Here is a 14763-nt window from a genome sequence, read left to right on the forward strand (position 1 = left end):
TGGCCAGGTCAGCGCGCGATCGCGGGTGGCGCGGCGCCGTCGTGCGATCCGGCGGAAGGGAGCGCGGTGGTGGCCGAACCCCACGCAGCGAGTTCGCGTTTCGTGCGCACGCCGAGCTTCGCGAACGCGCGTTTCACGTACGACTCGGCCGACGCGACGCGCACGCCGAGGATCCCGGCGGTTTCCGGCACCGTCTTGCCGGAGATCAGGTGCTTGCAGGTTTCGTATTCGCGCTTCGACAGCTTCACGCCGTCGGACGCGATCCGCGCATCGAACTGCGCGAGCGGATGGACTTCGGGCGTCGGGTGCGCGACGCGCCGCACGGCGGTGGTCGACGCATGCAGTTCGAGCAGCGGGAACAGCACGTCGCTGATGCTGCGAAAGCGATTCATCTCGGCCAGCGTGAACGGCGGCCGGTCGCGGCCGCGCTCCAGCGCGATCGAATGCTGCGAGTAGCGTGTGCCGCGCGCGAGCACGCATTCGTGGCCGATATGCACGTCGTCGAATAGCCGCTGGCGGAATTCGCCGGGCGGGATCGCCGCGATGTCGCGCACGACGAGCATCGTGCCGGTCTTGCCGCGCAGCCCCGCGAACAGCGGGTCGCTGTCGAGAAAGCGCTCGTAGTAGAGCGTCATCACGTCCGAGATGTCCGACGTCGCGGTGCCGATGCCGCTGCTGCCGATCCATTCGCATCGGTAGCCGGTGGGCATCGTGCCGTCGACGCGCGAGCGTTCGACGTGCGCGACGTCGAGCGGCACCACGTCGTTCAGCAGTTGCGTGAGGCGCGGCACGAAGTGCGGCGTGCCGACCGTCTCGATCAGCTCGCCCAGCGCCTTGAACGACACGTTGAAGCGGTCGTTGTCGCGGTGGGAGGGGTTCACGTTCAGCGGCATGCGGTTCCCCGGTGAGAAGCGGCGGGATTGTAGCGATTGCGGTGAAAAACGTCATTAAGGGGAAACACCGGCGGGTGTCCTTGCGACTTCATGCTCCGCAAGACATCGCTTGTCCCCCGGAAGGGGGCATACCGGGGCAGTGTAAATGAGTAACTTTGTCTCTGCTTTTTTCGATCAATAGACGAAAGATTCAGATGACCAAACTGATCAAGGACATCCTGCCGCCCGGCGCAGGCATCGGCGAATTCACGAAGCTCGACTTCGGGATGGACGAAATCCGAACGACCCGGCGCGACGTTTTTTTGCGGTTCTGATGCGCAGGGCGGCACGCCCGTGCCGTCCGCGTAACGGTCAAGCGTCGATGCGCTCGACCTTGCCGACCAGCAGCCCGTACGACAGGCTGCCCGCGAGCGCCATCGCGGCGATGTAGGTGATCGCACGCGAGAAGTCCGCGCCGTTCACGAGCAGCCCGATCACGATCGGCGTCGCGATCGCGGACAGGTTGCCGATCAGGTTGAATACGCCGTTAGAGCCTTGGAGCGAATCGCGTCGACATTTGAACAGGCATTCCTGTTAATGGGAAGTTGCGCGCTCAATATGTGGGAAAGCTGCGAGAGGCGCGCGGCCCAGATGCGGCGCGTGTCAGCCGCCTGCGGGCGTGGCGTCCTTCGCGCTGATCCAGCCCGTCACGGCGCCTGTGCGCGGATTGCGATAGACGACTTTCAGCCACTGGAAGTCGGCAGCCGCGTCGACCAGTTCGAGCGTGTCGCCCGCGACGACGTAGCGCCGCGTCGGCGCATCGTTCATGGTCTCGTGCAGCGGCACGCGCGTCGCGCGCACCTTGAAAGTGACCTTGCCGCCGCCGTAGGCCTGCGGGCGGCGCGACACGCGTTTGCCGTGCTCGTCGTAGGTCAGCAGCATCGACGACGGACCCGCATCGTCGTCGAGCAAGTCGCGCAGGTCGTCCGGTATCGCTTCGCTCGACTGATACAGATACATCCTGCCGTTGGCGTCGAAGCGATACGCATCGGTGTACCAGATCGGGCCGCCGCGGCACGAGCTGTAAAGCGTGTGCTCCTTCGGCTTCGCCTCGACATTGATCAGGTCGTCGCAACTGCCGTGCGGCATGTCGTTCGCCGGCATTTGCAGTGGCTCGAACTGCTGGCGCGCGGCGTTGTACAGATAGATGCCGTAGTTTTCGTTAACCATGCCGAGCAGCGCGTGCGCCGCGAGATCGCGGTGGCCGTCGAAGTTGTAGTCGTCCGATGCGAGGTGGTAGTGGCCTTCCTCGTCGGCGGCGGTGACGCCGAGCGTCTGCGTTTTCCCGCTTGGCAGGAAGCGGACCGTGATGTGCGCGCTGTCGGCGCGCTCGATGCGCGCTGTGACGGTGTCGTCGACCTTGAACGTGAGCAGCGGTTTGGCCCCGTGCGCGGCGAAGGGCATCGATGCGCACGCAGCGAGCAGCAGCGCGGCGACGCGCGGAAACGGTCGGAATTGCAGGGAGTGCGTCATGAGCGGGCGTTGGCGCGAAGGGGATGAGCGTGCAGGTGATCGGTCAGCCACCCGCGCTGTCGTCGCGATACCCGCTCTTGCCGACGAAGATCTCCTTCAGCGCCGCACGCAGCGCGACCGGATCGTACTGGCCGGGTGCGAGATGGATCACGTAACGCGTCTGGCCGTCGAGACGCGCAGCGATGCCCGGTTCGATCTCGACGTCGATCGTGTTGTCCGTCAGGCGCACCGACAGATCCTTGACGCGCCAGTTGATCTGGTCGCGCACCATCACTTCGATCAGCGTGTCGTCCGGAAAGCGCGACAGCGCGAAGCAATAGTCCTGCTCCGCGTCGTGACAGTAGATGTTGGCGAAGCTTTCGTCGTCGTCGAGGTCGGACGTTGCCGCGCCGACGGTAGCGTGAAGGTCCATGAACGTAGGTTCCTGCGTAATAGGTTGTCGAGGTTATCGGGGTGAGCGGCTTGCCGTTTCGATCGCCTCCGCCGCTTCGGGCGCCACGCCGGTATCGCACGACGCATCGGCATCGCGCGCCTTCAGCCACAGCCCGAATTCGCGCATCACGTCGACCACCGGCCGCAGCCGGTCGCCGTCCGCGGTCAGATCGTACTCGACGCGCACCGGCACTTCCGGATAGATGGTCCGCCGCACGAGCCCCGCGTCTTCGAGCGCGCGCAGGTCGAGCGTCAGCATGCGCTGCGAGATGCCCGGCATGTCGCGGCGCAGGTCGCTGAAGCGCCGCGGCCCGTCGAGCAGATACGACACCAGCAACAGCCGCCAGCGGCCGCCGAGCATGCGCATCGCTTCTTCAACGGAACATCCTGTCGCACTCGTTTTCATCCTGCTGAACCCTGGTCGGTAAATTTTTTGTGACTACGGCACAAATGACTGCCGTCTTCCCACCCATGCGCCGATGCGAGATATTAGCGCCCGCGTCGCGGCAAATCGATACACGGACAACCAACGAAGGAAACGCATGAAGCTCTATCACGCTCCCGGCAGCTGTTCGCAGGCGATCCGCATCGTGCTGCACGAAGGCGACATCGACGCGCAGATCGTCAACGTCGACGCGCGCAAGCATGTCGTCGAAGGCGGACGCAACTACTACGACGTGACCGAACTCGGCTACGTGCCGCTGCTCGAACTCGACGACGGCACGATGCTGCGCGAAGGGCCGGTGATCGCGCAGTATCTCGCGGATCTGCGCCCGGAAGCCGCGCTCGCGCCCGCCTACGGCACACTCGCGCGCTACCGGCTGATGGAATGGCTCAACTTCCTCGGCACCGAGATCCACAAGGGTTTCATCCCGCTGCTGTATGCGGTGCAGGCGGGGAAGTACGTGGAGCCGGCGCGGCAGAAGCTCGACAGCCGCTTTGCATGGATCGACCGTCAGCTCGACGGCAAGACGTTCGTCACGGGCGACACGTTCACGGTTGTGGATGCGTACCTGTTCGCGCTGACCGGCTGGGGCAAGGCCGACTGGATGCGCTCCGTGTACAACGCGGATATCGACCTGAGCCGGTATGCGCATCTGAGGGCGTGGTACGAGCGCGTGCGGGAGCGGCCGGCGGTGCAGGCCGTGCTGGCGGCGGACGGCCTGTCGCGGTAGCGCGCGGCGACGGCGACGGCGATGGCGACTGCGACGGTCGCGGATACGGCGCGTCATCCCGTCGCACCGCGGCCGTTTCGCGCTATCGCGGCGCCGCCACGCAGCAAAATGCCGCGCTATAATCGCCGCCATGAAACTGCTTCGGACCTTCATCTTGCTGCTGCTTTGCGCGGTGCTGCCCATCAGCGGGCTGGCAGCCAGCGGCCTGACCGGTGAATGTCCGATGCAGCACACGATGTCGATGGAAGCGGATACCGGCATGACCATGTCCGCCGACATGAGCGATTGCGACTCGATGAAGTCGCTCTCCGCCAGCAACGCGAAAGCGAAGGCCAAAGCCAAGGTCATGGCCTGCAAGGTGACGGCCCAATGCCAGTTCGGCAGTCTCTATCACCCGGCCGCCCGCGTCGACGTCACCCGTCCCGCTGCATTCGCCAGCACGATCGTCTTCCACTACACGCAGTCCGTCCCGGTCCGCGACCCGAGCGGGTTGTGGCGCCCTCCACGCATTAGCTGATCCCGATCCGACCGGTTCACCGCCCAGGCGGTGAGGTTCGTCCTGTGCTCAGGACGTGGAATCCCTTTGGATTCCGACGTTGGGGTTAAACCATGTCATTCGATTTCGGCACGCCGCGCACGCGGCGTGCGTGTCGGCGCGCGCCCGTGCTGTGGGCCGCGCTGCTGGTGGCGTGCGCCGTTCACGCGCAGCAGTCGCCATTCACGCTGGACGCCGCGCTGCAGTCCGCCACCGATCATTCCGCTTCGATGCAGGCCGCGCAGGCTTCGGTGCACGCGAGTTCGGAAGCGGCCGTCAAGGCCGGCCAGTTGCCGGACCCGATGCTCAAGGCCGGCATCGACAACCTGCCGGTCAACGGCGGGCAACGCTTCACCGTCGGCCAGGACTTCATGACGATGCGCCGCATCGGCATCGAGCAGGAATGGGTGTCCGGCGACAAGCGGAGGTTGCGCACCGCGCTGGCCGGCGAGCAGGTCGGCCGCGAACGCGCGGGTTATCTCGTGCAGCTCGCCGCCGTGCGCCGGCAGACCGCGACGGCCTGGCTCGACGCCGTCTATGCGAAGCAGGCGCTCGCGCTTCAGCAGGCGCTGCTCGCGCACATGAACCATGAACTCGACGCGACGCAGGCGTCGTATCGCGGCGCGAAGGCGAGCGCGGGCGACGTCGTGCAGGCCCGCGCGATGCTCGCGCAAACGCAGGATCAGGTGCTCAAGGCGCAGCAGACGTATCGTTCCGCACTCATCGCGCTTGCCCGCTGGACGGCCACGCCGGTCGCGGATGTGACAGGCACGCCGCCCGCGCCCGAATCCTTCGTGTCGTCGCTGCCGCCGGACGAACTGCGTCTGTCGCAACCGGCGCTCGTCGCCGCCGCGGACGACATCGCGGTCGCCGAAGCCGACACCGCGGTCGCGAACAGCGAGCGCAGCCCGAACTGGACGTGGGAAATCGCGTACCAGCAGCGCGGCGGCGCGTATTCGAACATGGTGTCGGTCGGCGTCTCGATCCCGTTGCCGATCAACCGCAAGAACCGCCAGAACCGCGACGTCGCCGAGAAGGCCGCACTCGCGACGAAGGCGCGGCTGATGTACGAGGACACGCTGCGTCAGGTGCAGGCCGATATCCGCACGCAGTCCGAAACGCTGGCGAACGGCCGCGAACGCATCGCGAACCTGAGCGCAGCGCTGCTGCCCGCCGCCGATCAGCGCGTGCAGCTCGCCAATGCCGCCTACCGGGCCGGTACGGGTTCGCTTGCCGACACGTTCGCCGCGCGGCGTGCGCAACTGGAAGCGCAGTTGCAGGTGCTCGATCTCAGGCGCGACGTGTCGCAGACCTGGGCGCAGCTCGAATATCAGGTCGTGCCGGCGACGCTGGCCGCCGCGCAGTGAAGGAGAACTTCATGACGAAGCAATCACTGGCGCGCGCGGTGCTGTTGACGTTCGCCGCCGCGGCGCTGCTCGGCGCCGGCTATTTCGCTGGCGTCCGCCATGCGGCGGGCGGCGCGGGGATGGACGCAGCGGCTGCAGCATCCCCTGCCGCACCTGCAGGCGCGACCGATCCGAAGACGGGACGCAAGGTGCTGTACTGGCACGACCCGATGGTGCCGAACCAGCACTTCGACAAACCGGGCAAATCGCCGTTCATGGACATGCAGTTGCAACCTGTCTATGCGGACGAAGGTGGCGGTTCGTCAGGCATCCGGATCGATCCGGGCCTGCAGCAGAACCTCGGTATCCGCTACGCGACCGTACGCCGGCAGCAGACGGCAGCGGGATTCGATGCGGTGGGCACCACGCAGTTCGACGAATCGCGCGCGGACGTCGTTCAGTCGCGCGTCACCGGCTATATCGACCGTCTGTATGCGCGCGCGCCGATGCAGCGCATCGCGAAGGGCGCGCCGGTCGCGTCACTGTTCGTGCCGGACTGGCTCGCGCCGCAGGAGGAATATCTCGCGCTCAAGCGCGGCGGGATGGACGGCAGCCTGCTCGATGCGTCGCGTGCGCGCATGCGGGCGCTGTCGATTCCCGACGGCATGATCGCGAATCTCGATCGCACCGGCCGTGCGCAGACGCACGTCGTGCTGACCGCGCCGGAAACCGGCGTCGTCAGCGAGCTGAACGTACGCGACGGCGCGATGGTCGCGCCCGGGCAGACGCTTGCGAAGATCGCCGGGCTGTCGACGCTGTGGCTCATCGTCGAGGTACCCGAAGCGCTTGCGCTGAACGTGCAGCCGGGGATGTCGGTCGACGCGACGTTCGCGGGCGATCCGGCGCGGCACTTCACCGGGCGCATCCGCGAAGTGCTGCCCGGCATCAGCACGGGCAGCCGCACGCTGCAGGCGCGCGTGGAGATCGACAACGCAGCGCTGAAGCTCACGCCCGGCATGCTGATGCGCGTGCGCGTGCGCGTCGAAGCGAAACAGACGGTGTCGCGCCTGCTCGTGCCGTCCGAAGCGGTGATCGCGACCGGCAAGCGCACGATCGTCATCGCGAAGAACGGCGACGGCCGGCTTCAGCCGGTGTCGGTGACGGTCGGCAACGACGTCGGCGGCGACACGGAAGTGCTCGACGGGTTGAACGAAGGCGATACGGTCGTCGCATCGGGGCAGTTCCTGATCGATTCCGAGGCCAGCCTGAAAAGCGTGCTGCCGAAGCTGGAGCGGGCCGCGGGAGCAAGCACGCCGGCATCGTCCGCAGCAGCGGCGGCACCGATCTACGAAACCACCGGCAAGGTCGAGAGGGTCACGGCCGACGACATCACGTTCTCGCATCAGCCCGTTCCGGCGCTCGGCTGGGGCGCGATGACGATGGCGTTCGGCAAGCCGTCGGCGAAGGCGTTCCCGAATGTGAAGCCGGGCCAGACGGTGCGCTTCGCGTTTACGCAGACTGACGACGGCTACCGGCTGACGAAGGTCGAGCCGCAGGGAGGCGAACGATGATCGCGCGCATCATTCGCTGGTCCGTCCACAATCGCTTCCTGGTGCTCCTCGCTACGGTGCTGATCGCCGCATGGGGCGTTCATTCGCTGCGGCAGACGCCGCTCGATGCGTTGCCCGACCTGTCGGACACGCAGGTGATCGTGAAGGCGTCGTATCCGGGCAAGGCGCCGCAGGTCGTCGAGGATCAGGTCACCTATCCGCTGACGACGACGCTGCTCGGCGTGCCCGGCGCGAAAACCGTCCGCGCGTACTCGTCGTTCGGCGATGCGTTCGTCTATGTGCTGTTCGACGATCGCACCGATCCGTACTGGGCGCGTTCGCGCGTGCTCGAATACCTGAGCCAGGTGCAGAGCCGGCTGCCGGCAGGCGCGACGGTGTCGCTCGGGCCGGATGCAACCGGCGTCGGCTGGGTGTACGAGTACGCGCTGGTCGACCGCACCGGCCATCACGATCTCGGGCAACTGCGCGCGCTCAACGACTGGTTCCTGAAGTTCGAGCTGAAGGCCGTGCCGGACGTATCCGAAGTCGCGAGCATCGGCGGCATGGTGCGCCAGTACCAGGTCGTTCTCGATCCCGACAAGCTGCGCGCGTACGGGATCACGCAGGCGGCGGTTGCGGACGCGCTTCGCCAGGCCAATCAGGAGTCCGGCGGTTCGGTCGTCGAGCTGGCCGAGTCGGAGTACATGGTGCGGTCGTCCGGCTACCTGCGCACGCTCGACGATTTCCGGCACGTCGTGCTGCGCACCGACGACGCGGGCACGCCGGTGTTGCTCGGCGACGTCGCGCGGATCCAGGTCGGCCCGGCGATGCGGCGCGGGATCGCGGAGCTGAATGGGCAGGGCGAGGTGACGGGTGGCGTGATCGTGATGCGCTCGGGCAAGAACGCGCTGACGACGATCGACGCGATGAAGGCGAAGCTCGCCGACCTGAAGCGCTCGCTGCCGCCCGGCGTCGAGATCGTCACGACCTACGATCGTTCGCAACTGATCGAGCGCGCGGTGGACAACCTGACGGACAAGCTGATCGAGGAATTCGTGATCGTCGGTATCGTCTGCGCGGTGTTCCTGTTCCATCTGCGCAGCGCGTTCGTCGCGATCCTGTCGCTGCCGCTCGGCGTGCTGGCCGCGTTCATCGTGATGCGCTATCAGGGCGTGAACGCGAACCTGATGTCGCTCGGCGGGATCGCGATCGCGATCGGCGCGATGATCGATGCGGCGATCGTGATGATCGAGAACGCGCACAAGCATCTGGAAGCATACGACCACGCGCATCCCGGCGAGCCGATCACGGCCGCGCGCCGCTGGGAACTCGTCGCAGCGTCGGCCGCGGAAGTCGGGCCGGCGCTGTTTTTCTCGCTGCTGATCATCACGCTGTCGTTCATTCCGGTGTTTTCGCTGGAAGGGCAGGAGGGCAAGCTGTTCGCGCCGCTGGCGTTCACGAAGACCTACACGATCGCCGCCGCCGCCGGGTTGTCGGTCACGCTGGTGCCGGTGCTGATGGGCTATCTCGTGCGCGGCCGCATTCCGCACGAGCACGCGAATCCGATCAACCGCGTGCTGATTCGCATGTACCGGCCGCTGCTCGAAGCGACGCTGCTGCGCCCGTGGTTCGCGATCGGCGTCGCGGTTGCCGCGCTCGTGCTGACGGCCGTGCCGTTGTCGCGGCTCGGCGGCGAATTCATGCCGCCGCTCGACGAAGGCGACCTGCTGTACATGCCGACCGCGCTGCCGGGCATCTCGGCCGACAAGGCGAGCGAGCTGCTGCAGCAGACCGACCGGCTGATCAAGACCGTGCCCGAGGTCGATACCGTGTTCGGCAAATCGGGGCGCGCGGATACCGCGACCGATCCTGCGCCGCTCGAGATGTTCGAGACGACGATCCGCTTCAAGCCGCGCAGCGCATGGCGGCCCGGCATGACGCCGGAGAAGCTCGTCGACGAACTCGATCGCACGGTGAAGGTGCCGGGCCTGTCGAACGTGTGGGTGCCGCCGATCCGCAACCGGCTCGACATGCTGTCCACCGGCATCAAGACGCCGGTCGGCGTGAAGATCTCCGGGCCGGACCTGAAGGGGATCGACGCGATCGCGACGCAGGTCGAGGCGGCCGTGAAGCACGTGCCGGGCGTCACGTCCGCACTCGCGGAACGGCTGAACGGCGGCCGCTACATCGACGTCGACATCGACCGGCTCGCCGCCGCGCGCTACGGGCTGTCGGTCGCCGATATCCAGTCGGTCGTGTCGTCGGCGGTCGGCGGCGACGATATCGGCGAAGTGATCGCGGGGCGCGAGCGCTTTCCGATCAACATCCGTTATCCGCGCGAGATTCGCGATTCGCTCGAGAACCTGCGGCAACTGCCGATCGTCACGGCGCGCGGCGCGCAGATCCGCCTCGGCGACGTCGCGCGCATCGCGATCGCCGACGGCCCGCCGATGATCCGAAGCGAAAACGCGCGGCTGTCCGGCTACGTGTATGTCGACCTTCGCGGCACGGATCTGAGCACCGCGGTTCGCGCGATGCAGCAGGCGGTCGCGCAACAGGTCGCGTTGCCGCCCGGCTATTCGATCGCGTGGTCCGGGCAGTTCGAGTATCTCGAACGCGCGGCGGCGACGCTGCGCACCGTCGTGCCGGTGACGCTCGTCGTGATCTTCGTGCTGCTGTTTCTCACGTTCGGCTCGGCGGCCGACGCGCTGCTGCTGATGTCGACGGTGCCGTTCGCGCTGGTCGGCGGCTTCTGGCTCGTGTGGGGGCTCGGCCATGCAGTGTCCGTTGCGACGTCGGTGGGTTTCATCGCGCTCGCGGGCGTGGCCGCCGAATTCGGCGTCGTGATGCTGCTGTATCTGAAGGGCGCACTGACGCGCCGGCTCGACGCCGGCGAACCGCTGACCGATGCGCTGCTGCTCGACGCGATTCGCGAAGGCGCGGTGCTGCGCGTGCGGCCGAAGGCGATGACGGTTGCCGTCGTGCTCGCCGGCCTCGTGCCGATCATGGTCGGGCACGGCGCCGGCTCCGAAGTCATGCAGCGCATCGCCGCGCCGATGGTCGGCGGCATGGTCACCGCGCCGCTGCTGTCGATGTTCGTCATTCCCGCCGCGTGGCTTCTGCTTCAGCGCCGTCGTGTGCGAAGCGCGAGCGATGCGCGGCATTCCGATGCAGTTCCTCACGGCATGAACGTGCCATCTACCCAAACCGGAGAATCCCGATGAAGAAATTGATTGCTACCACCGCTGCCGTTCTCGCGATCGGCGCTCTTGCAACGCCGGCCTTTGCCGCCGGCGACATGTCGGGCATGGACATGTCCGGCATGAAGATGTCGTCGGACGGTTCGGCCGAGTCGCATGCCGCGCTGACCGATGCGGAAGTGAAGAAGGTCGATGCCGCGAGCGGCAAGGTCACGCTGAAGCACGGCGCGCTCGACAACGTCGGGATGCCGCCGATGACGATGGCGTTCAAGGCGAAGGATGCGGCCATGCTCGAGCAGGTGCATGTGGGCGACAAGGTCAAGGTCCGGATCGAGAACGTCAACGGCACGATGACGATCGTCAAGCTCGTCAAGGCATCCTGATCGTCTAGACGCGGGTGTCGTTTTCGCCCGCGTCAATGCAGTGAACCGCATCGCGCGGACGCGGCGGACGTTGCCGCGTCCGCGTCCGCGCGCGTGCGCGTGTCGGGCAATGCGCCCGATCCCGACTTCAGCGCGCCAGCGTCAGGAACAGATACACCACATAACCCGCGCCGTTCGCCAGCAACGCCCAGATCGCGAGCCCGCGCTTGCGCGCATTGACGCGCAGCCAGGCCGCCGCCGCGAGCGTGACGATCACGCCGGTCAGCACTTCGGGGCGCGGCTCCCACGGCGTCAGCATGATGCCGATCGCCGGCAGCAGCGTGCCCTGGAACACCATCGCGCCGGTGATGTTGCCGAACGCGAGCGTGTCCTTCTTGCGGCGGATCCACAGCACGCTGTTGACCTTCTCAGGCAATTCCGTGGCAATCGGCACGATGATCAGCGACAGCAGCAGCGCCGATATGCCGAGCACGTGCGACACGCCTTCCACGCCGTGAATGAAGCCCTTCGCACCGCCGACCAGCAGCGCGACGCCGAGCAGCAACTGCAGCGCGATGGTCGCCAGGTTGGTCGGCAGGCCCGTGCGCGCCAGGAACATCGTATGCGGCGCCTCGGTGCCGTGCCCGGCATCGACGAGCTGGCTCGACGCGCGGAACGTCATCACGACGTACATCGCGTAGATGCCGACCAGCATCGCGGAAAGCAGCGCGCGTACGGCCCAGTTGTGATGCGGGACGAACATCGCCACGGTCGCCAGCGAGAACGCGGCCAGGAAGTAGTTCATGTCGCGCACGAAGCCCGTGCGCTCGGGCGCGATCGTGCCGCGCAGCCCGCGCGAGCGGATCACGGCGAGCGTCATCAGGAAGGTGGTCAGCGTTGCGAGCATCAGCGGCGCGCCGAGAATCGCGCCGACGCCGATTTCCTCGTTCACGGCCTGGTTCGCCGTGCCGCCGGCCAGCGCGAGCAGCGGCACCATCGTTTCGGGCAGCGCGGTGCCGACGGCCGCGAACAGCGAACCGGTCACGCCTTCGGAAATCTTCAGACGTTCGCCGAGATGTTCGAGCGCATTGGTGAAGACTTCGGCGGCCACGAGGATCACGAGCAGCATGAACGCCAGTTCGACGAACATGAAAGTCATGCGGCACCTCCGCAGGCTGGTGCGTAGAGGTCGATGGGGCGCGGGGGAACGGCTGGGAGGAACATGGGGACTCCGTGGTCGGACGCTGACGAACCATGGCACAACCGCCGACGTCCGACCAGGAACGACGCGATGTGCCCATGGTCTCGCCAGACCGAATCGGCCGAACGCGCCACGGCCGAAAGCCGAGTGTGTTGACGCGTTCGCTTTCCGCGGGGCGGAAAGCAGGCTACTCCCCAAAGACGAAGGGCAGTCTAGCGGAGCGGATTTCTTTCGACAAGCCTTCGCCTCGAAAAGTGTTTCTTCGCGGATTTCCGTGGATGCCGCTGTCCGACCATGAGCCGCCCTTCATGCCAACTATCGTGTATGACCGTTACCTGATCGTAAGCGGCCGTTGACACGTCTCTTGGTCCTTGGCGCCCTGAATGTGCAGGAATCCGCCAGGCGCTGATCGTCTCCTGTCCGCTCGCTCGAGCTCCAGTTCCGGCGTCCGGCATTTTTCCCGTGGCGCCCGCGCCTGCTCCTATCACATATCGGCAGCCAGCATTTTGGCAATTTCCGTAAGGGACCGCTCCAGAATCGACTGCTAATCGCGATCGATCTCGGGCCGTTATCTGCTGCAAGTATTCCGTCGAAGCTGCACTCTGCAGAGTGAGCTTCGCACCTTCTCCCCCCCGCTGGTCAATCTGCAAGGTCGGTAAGCACATGAAGCTGTCATTTGCGCAGAAACTCTGGTTGCCACTCATCCTGAGCCTGCTGTGTCTCGCCGGCATATCGGTCTACAACGCTTACCAGACTCGAGAAATGCGGCTGGAGGAGCGCAAGGCGGACCTGAAACATGCAGCGGAGATCGCGCTGAGTGCGGTCAAGACCCTTGGCGATCAGGCTGCCGCCGGTGCCATGACGGTAGCGGACGCCCAGAAGCGGGCCTTGGACAGCGTCCGGAACATGCGGTACGGCGAAGACGGTTATTTCGTGATCCTCAATTCGCAGCCGATGGCGCTGATGAACCCTGCAAGACCGGAACTGGAAGGCAAGGACGTCGGCGATTTCAAGGATCCGAACGGCGTCTACTTCTTCAGGGACACGGTTGCCGTCATCAAGCATGCCGGTCGGGGTTTTACCGCATATTCCTTTCCGAAACTGGGGAGAACCGAAGCCTCTCCGAAAGTCGTCTACAACGTGACATATCAGCCGTGGGACTGGATTCTCATGACGGGGCTTTATGTCGACGACCTCGATGCTGCATTCCGCTCGACGCTGTACCAGAGCCTCGGGATTCTGGTGGTACTGGCCGGCGCGCTGTCGGTTGTCGTGTTGCTGCTCAACCGCGGCATCTTGCGCTCACTGGGCGGTGAGCCGTCCTATGCCGCCGAGATTGCAAACCGGATCGCCGGCAACGATCTGACCGCCGTGGTGAAGACCGCACCGAACGACCGCTCGAGCCTGCTTTTTTCGATGAAGCGCATGCAGGAGCAGCTCACGCAGACGATCGGTACGATCAAGGTTTCGGCCGACTTGATCGCTACCGCCACGCACCAGATTGCGGCGGGCAACCAGGACCTGTCGCAGCGCACCGAAGAGCAGGCCGCCTCGCTCGAGGAAACGGCGGCCAGCATGGAGCAATTGACCTCTACCGTCACCCAGAATGCCGACAATGCCAGCCAGGCCAGCCAACTCGCCGCGCAGGCTGCCCAGGTGGCGGAGCAGGGCGGCGCCGTCGTGTCACGCGTGGTGGAAACCATGGATGGCATCAACGCCAGCTCGGACAAGATCGCCAACATTGTCGGTATCATCGAGAGCATCGCGTTCCAGACCAATATCCTCGCGCTGAATGCGGCTGTCGAAGCGGCGCGGGCGGGCGAGCAGGGACGGGGTTTCGCGGTGGTCGCGTCGGAAGTACGTTCGCTGGCACAGCGCTCTTCGGCGGCGTCCAAGGAAATCAAGGAGCTGATCCACGATTCCGTGGAGCGCGTGCAGGCAGGCGCCGGCCATGTACGGGAAGCGGGTGCGAAGATGCGGGAGATTACGTACGAGATCAGGCGCGTGACGGACATCATGGGGGAAATCACCGCCGCATCGCAGGAACAGAGCAAGGGTATCGGCCAGGTCAACCAGGCCGTCACGCAGATGGACGAAGTCACGCAGCAGAACGCGGCGCTGGTCGAACAGGCGGCGGCCGCCGCCAGCTCGCTCGAGTCGCAGGCGGACGATCTGAAAGCGTCCGTTTCGATGTTCAGACTGAACGCCTCACGCGACGCCGAAGCCAGCCGCCCTGTCACGCAAAAGCAAACGCAAACGCACACGACTGCGGCTCCGACGCGCGCCCGGACCCCGGCCAGGTCAGCCCCGGATCGGCCCGCACCGCAGCCCGTTCTGGCGGCGCAAACCGCCGCGGCGGGAGAATGGGACAGCTTTTAGGCGGCCATCCGCGTCACGAGTGACCAACAGGCGGAGCAAACCGCGCGGGTCGACGCCGGCACGGAGGGTTATCATGCGTCTACGTGAGCGTTGAAGAAGCCGGAGACGACGCCAGTCATCAGCGCAACGAACTCCCCGGATGCGACGGATACCCGCTTGGCATCCGCGAGACCTCAAC

The 14763-nt window shown here is 66.0% G+C and carries 12 protein-coding genes, 2 pseudogenes and 1 riboswitch; of the genes and pseudogenes, 8 read left to right on the plus strand and 6 right to left on the minus strand.

Features of this window, described 5'->3' with window-relative positions:
• Positions 1-8 precede the first annotated feature (8 nt).
• Positions 9-893 carry a helix-turn-helix transcriptional regulator gene (locus tag KVT39_RS09225; protein ID WP_217588693.1) on the minus strand — a complete coding sequence of 295 codons (885 nt, stop codon included), beginning with the start codon at positions 891-893 and terminating at the stop codon, positions 9-11.
• A 194-nt stretch (positions 894-1087) separates the two neighbouring features.
• Here KVT39_RS09225 and KVT39_RS38420 point away from each other — a divergent pair.
• A pseudogene (locus tag KVT39_RS38420) lies at positions 1088-1168 on the plus strand (cupin); the annotation flags it as partial.
• A 76-nt stretch (positions 1169-1244) separates the two neighbouring features.
• Here the strand turns inward: KVT39_RS38420 and KVT39_RS09235 are convergent.
• The 4 genes and pseudogenes from KVT39_RS09235 to KVT39_RS09250 form a co-directional block, all read right to left on the minus strand.
• A pseudogene (locus KVT39_RS09235) lies at positions 1245-1418 on the minus strand (MFS transporter); the annotation flags it as partial.
• A 117-nt stretch (positions 1419-1535) separates the two neighbouring features.
• Positions 1536-2405 carry a hypothetical protein gene (locus KVT39_RS09240; protein ID WP_217588702.1) on the minus strand — a complete coding sequence of 290 codons (870 nt, stop codon included), beginning with the start codon at positions 2403-2405 and terminating at the stop codon, positions 1536-1538.
• A 43-nt stretch (positions 2406-2448) separates the two neighbouring features.
• Positions 2449-2817, minus strand: coding sequence for a hypothetical protein (locus KVT39_RS09245; protein ID WP_034181916.1), 369 nt, complete (start codon positions 2815-2817; stop codon positions 2449-2451).
• A 33-nt stretch (positions 2818-2850) separates the two neighbouring features.
• Positions 2851-3243 carry a helix-turn-helix domain-containing protein gene (locus KVT39_RS09250; RefSeq protein ID WP_034181917.1) on the minus strand — a complete coding sequence of 131 codons (393 nt, stop codon included), beginning with the start codon at positions 3241-3243 and terminating at the stop codon, positions 2851-2853.
• A 136-nt stretch (positions 3244-3379) separates the two neighbouring features.
• Between KVT39_RS09250 and KVT39_RS09255 the strand changes: the two genes are divergently transcribed.
• The 6 genes from KVT39_RS09255 to KVT39_RS09280 all read left to right on the plus strand — a co-directional run bounded on the left by KVT39_RS09255 (position 3380) and on the right by KVT39_RS09280 (position 11026).
• The gene (locus KVT39_RS09255) at positions 3380-4012 is read left to right on the plus strand and encodes a glutathione S-transferase C-terminal domain-containing protein (protein ID WP_105392733.1); all 633 of its coding nucleotides are present in this window, start codon (positions 3380-3382) and stop codon (positions 4010-4012) included.
• A gap of 130 nt (positions 4013-4142) precedes the next feature.
• Positions 4143-4529 (plus strand): hypothetical protein, encoded by a 387-nt coding sequence (locus tag KVT39_RS09260; RefSeq protein WP_217588703.1) that lies wholly within the window; start codon positions 4143-4145, stop codon positions 4527-4529.
• 92 nt (positions 4530-4621) lie between these two features.
• Positions 4622-5914 (plus strand): TolC family protein, encoded by a 1293-nt coding sequence (locus KVT39_RS09265; RefSeq protein ID WP_217588708.1) that lies wholly within the window; start codon positions 4622-4624, stop codon positions 5912-5914.
• A gap of 11 nt (positions 5915-5925) precedes the next feature.
• Positions 5926-7464 (plus strand): efflux RND transporter periplasmic adaptor subunit, encoded by a 1539-nt coding sequence (locus KVT39_RS09270; protein ID WP_217588710.1) that lies wholly within the window; start codon positions 5926-5928, stop codon positions 7462-7464.
• Entirely contained in the window at positions 7461-10667 is a 3207-nt protein-coding gene (locus KVT39_RS09275) for an efflux RND transporter permease subunit (protein WP_217588711.1), read from the plus strand. Before KVT39_RS09270 ends, KVT39_RS09275 begins: the two co-directional genes overlap by 4 nt.
• A complete protein-coding gene (locus KVT39_RS09280) occupies positions 10658-11026 on the plus strand; it encodes a copper-binding protein (RefSeq protein WP_131949126.1) in 369 nt (122 codons plus the stop codon). Before KVT39_RS09275 ends, KVT39_RS09280 begins: the two co-directional genes overlap by 10 nt.
• 127 nt (positions 11027-11153) lie before the next feature.
• Here the strand turns inward: KVT39_RS09280 and KVT39_RS09285 are convergent, their stop codons facing one another.
• A complete protein-coding gene (locus KVT39_RS09285) occupies positions 11154-12164 on the minus strand; it encodes a sodium:calcium antiporter (RefSeq protein ID WP_034181923.1) in 1011 nt (336 codons plus the stop codon).
• Positions 12165-12276: 112 nt separating this feature from the next.
• Positions 12277-12414, minus strand: a riboswitch (yybP-ykoY riboswitch).
• A gap of 455 nt (positions 12415-12869) precedes the next feature.
• Here KVT39_RS09285 and KVT39_RS09290 point away from each other — a divergent pair.
• Complete coding sequence (locus KVT39_RS09290; RefSeq protein WP_217588723.1) at positions 12870-14585, plus strand: methyl-accepting chemotaxis protein; 1716 nt, start codon at positions 12870-12872, stop codon at positions 14583-14585.
• Positions 14586-14763: the final 178 nt, after the last annotated feature.

This window comes from Burkholderia sp. GbtcB21 (genome assembly GCF_019091065.1).
GTDB classification, from domain to species: domain Bacteria; phylum Pseudomonadota; class Gammaproteobacteria; order Burkholderiales; family Burkholderiaceae; genus Burkholderia; species Burkholderia pyrrocinia_C.

Excerpts from the sequence above, each read along its gene's own strand:
- KVT39_RS09255 (WP_105392733.1), top strand. The coding sequence starts at position 3,380 with ATGAAGCTCTATCACGCTCCCGGCAGCTGTTCGCAGGCGATCCGCATC.
- KVT39_RS09225 (WP_217588693.1), bottom strand. The coding sequence starts at position 893 with ATGCCGCTGAACGTGAACCCCTCCCACCGCGACAACGACCGCTTCAAC.
- KVT39_RS09240 (WP_217588702.1), bottom strand. The coding sequence starts at position 2,405 with ATGACGCACTCCCTGCAATTCCGACCGTTTCCGCGCGTCGCCGCGCTG.
- KVT39_RS09260 (WP_217588703.1), top strand. The coding sequence starts at position 4,143 with ATGAAACTGCTTCGGACCTTCATCTTGCTGCTGCTTTGCGCGGTGCTG.
- KVT39_RS09245 (WP_034181916.1), bottom strand. The coding sequence starts at position 2,817 with ATGGACCTTCACGCTACCGTCGGCGCGGCAACGTCCGACCTCGACGAC.
- KVT39_RS09285 (WP_034181923.1), bottom strand. The coding sequence starts at position 12,164 with ATGACTTTCATGTTCGTCGAACTGGCGTTCATGCTGCTCGTGATCCTC.
- KVT39_RS09290 (WP_217588723.1), top strand. The coding sequence starts at position 12,870 with ATGAAGCTGTCATTTGCGCAGAAACTCTGGTTGCCACTCATCCTGAGC.
- KVT39_RS09265 (WP_217588708.1), top strand. The coding sequence starts at position 4,622 with ATGTCATTCGATTTCGGCACGCCGCGCACGCGGCGTGCGTGTCGGCGC.
- KVT39_RS09275 (WP_217588711.1), top strand. The coding sequence starts at position 7,461 with ATGATCGCGCGCATCATTCGCTGGTCCGTCCACAATCGCTTCCTGGTG.
- KVT39_RS09270 (WP_217588710.1), top strand. The coding sequence starts at position 5,926 with ATGACGAAGCAATCACTGGCGCGCGCGGTGCTGTTGACGTTCGCCGCC.
- KVT39_RS09250 (WP_034181917.1), bottom strand. The coding sequence starts at position 3,243 with ATGAAAACGAGTGCGACAGGATGTTCCGTTGAAGAAGCGATGCGCATG.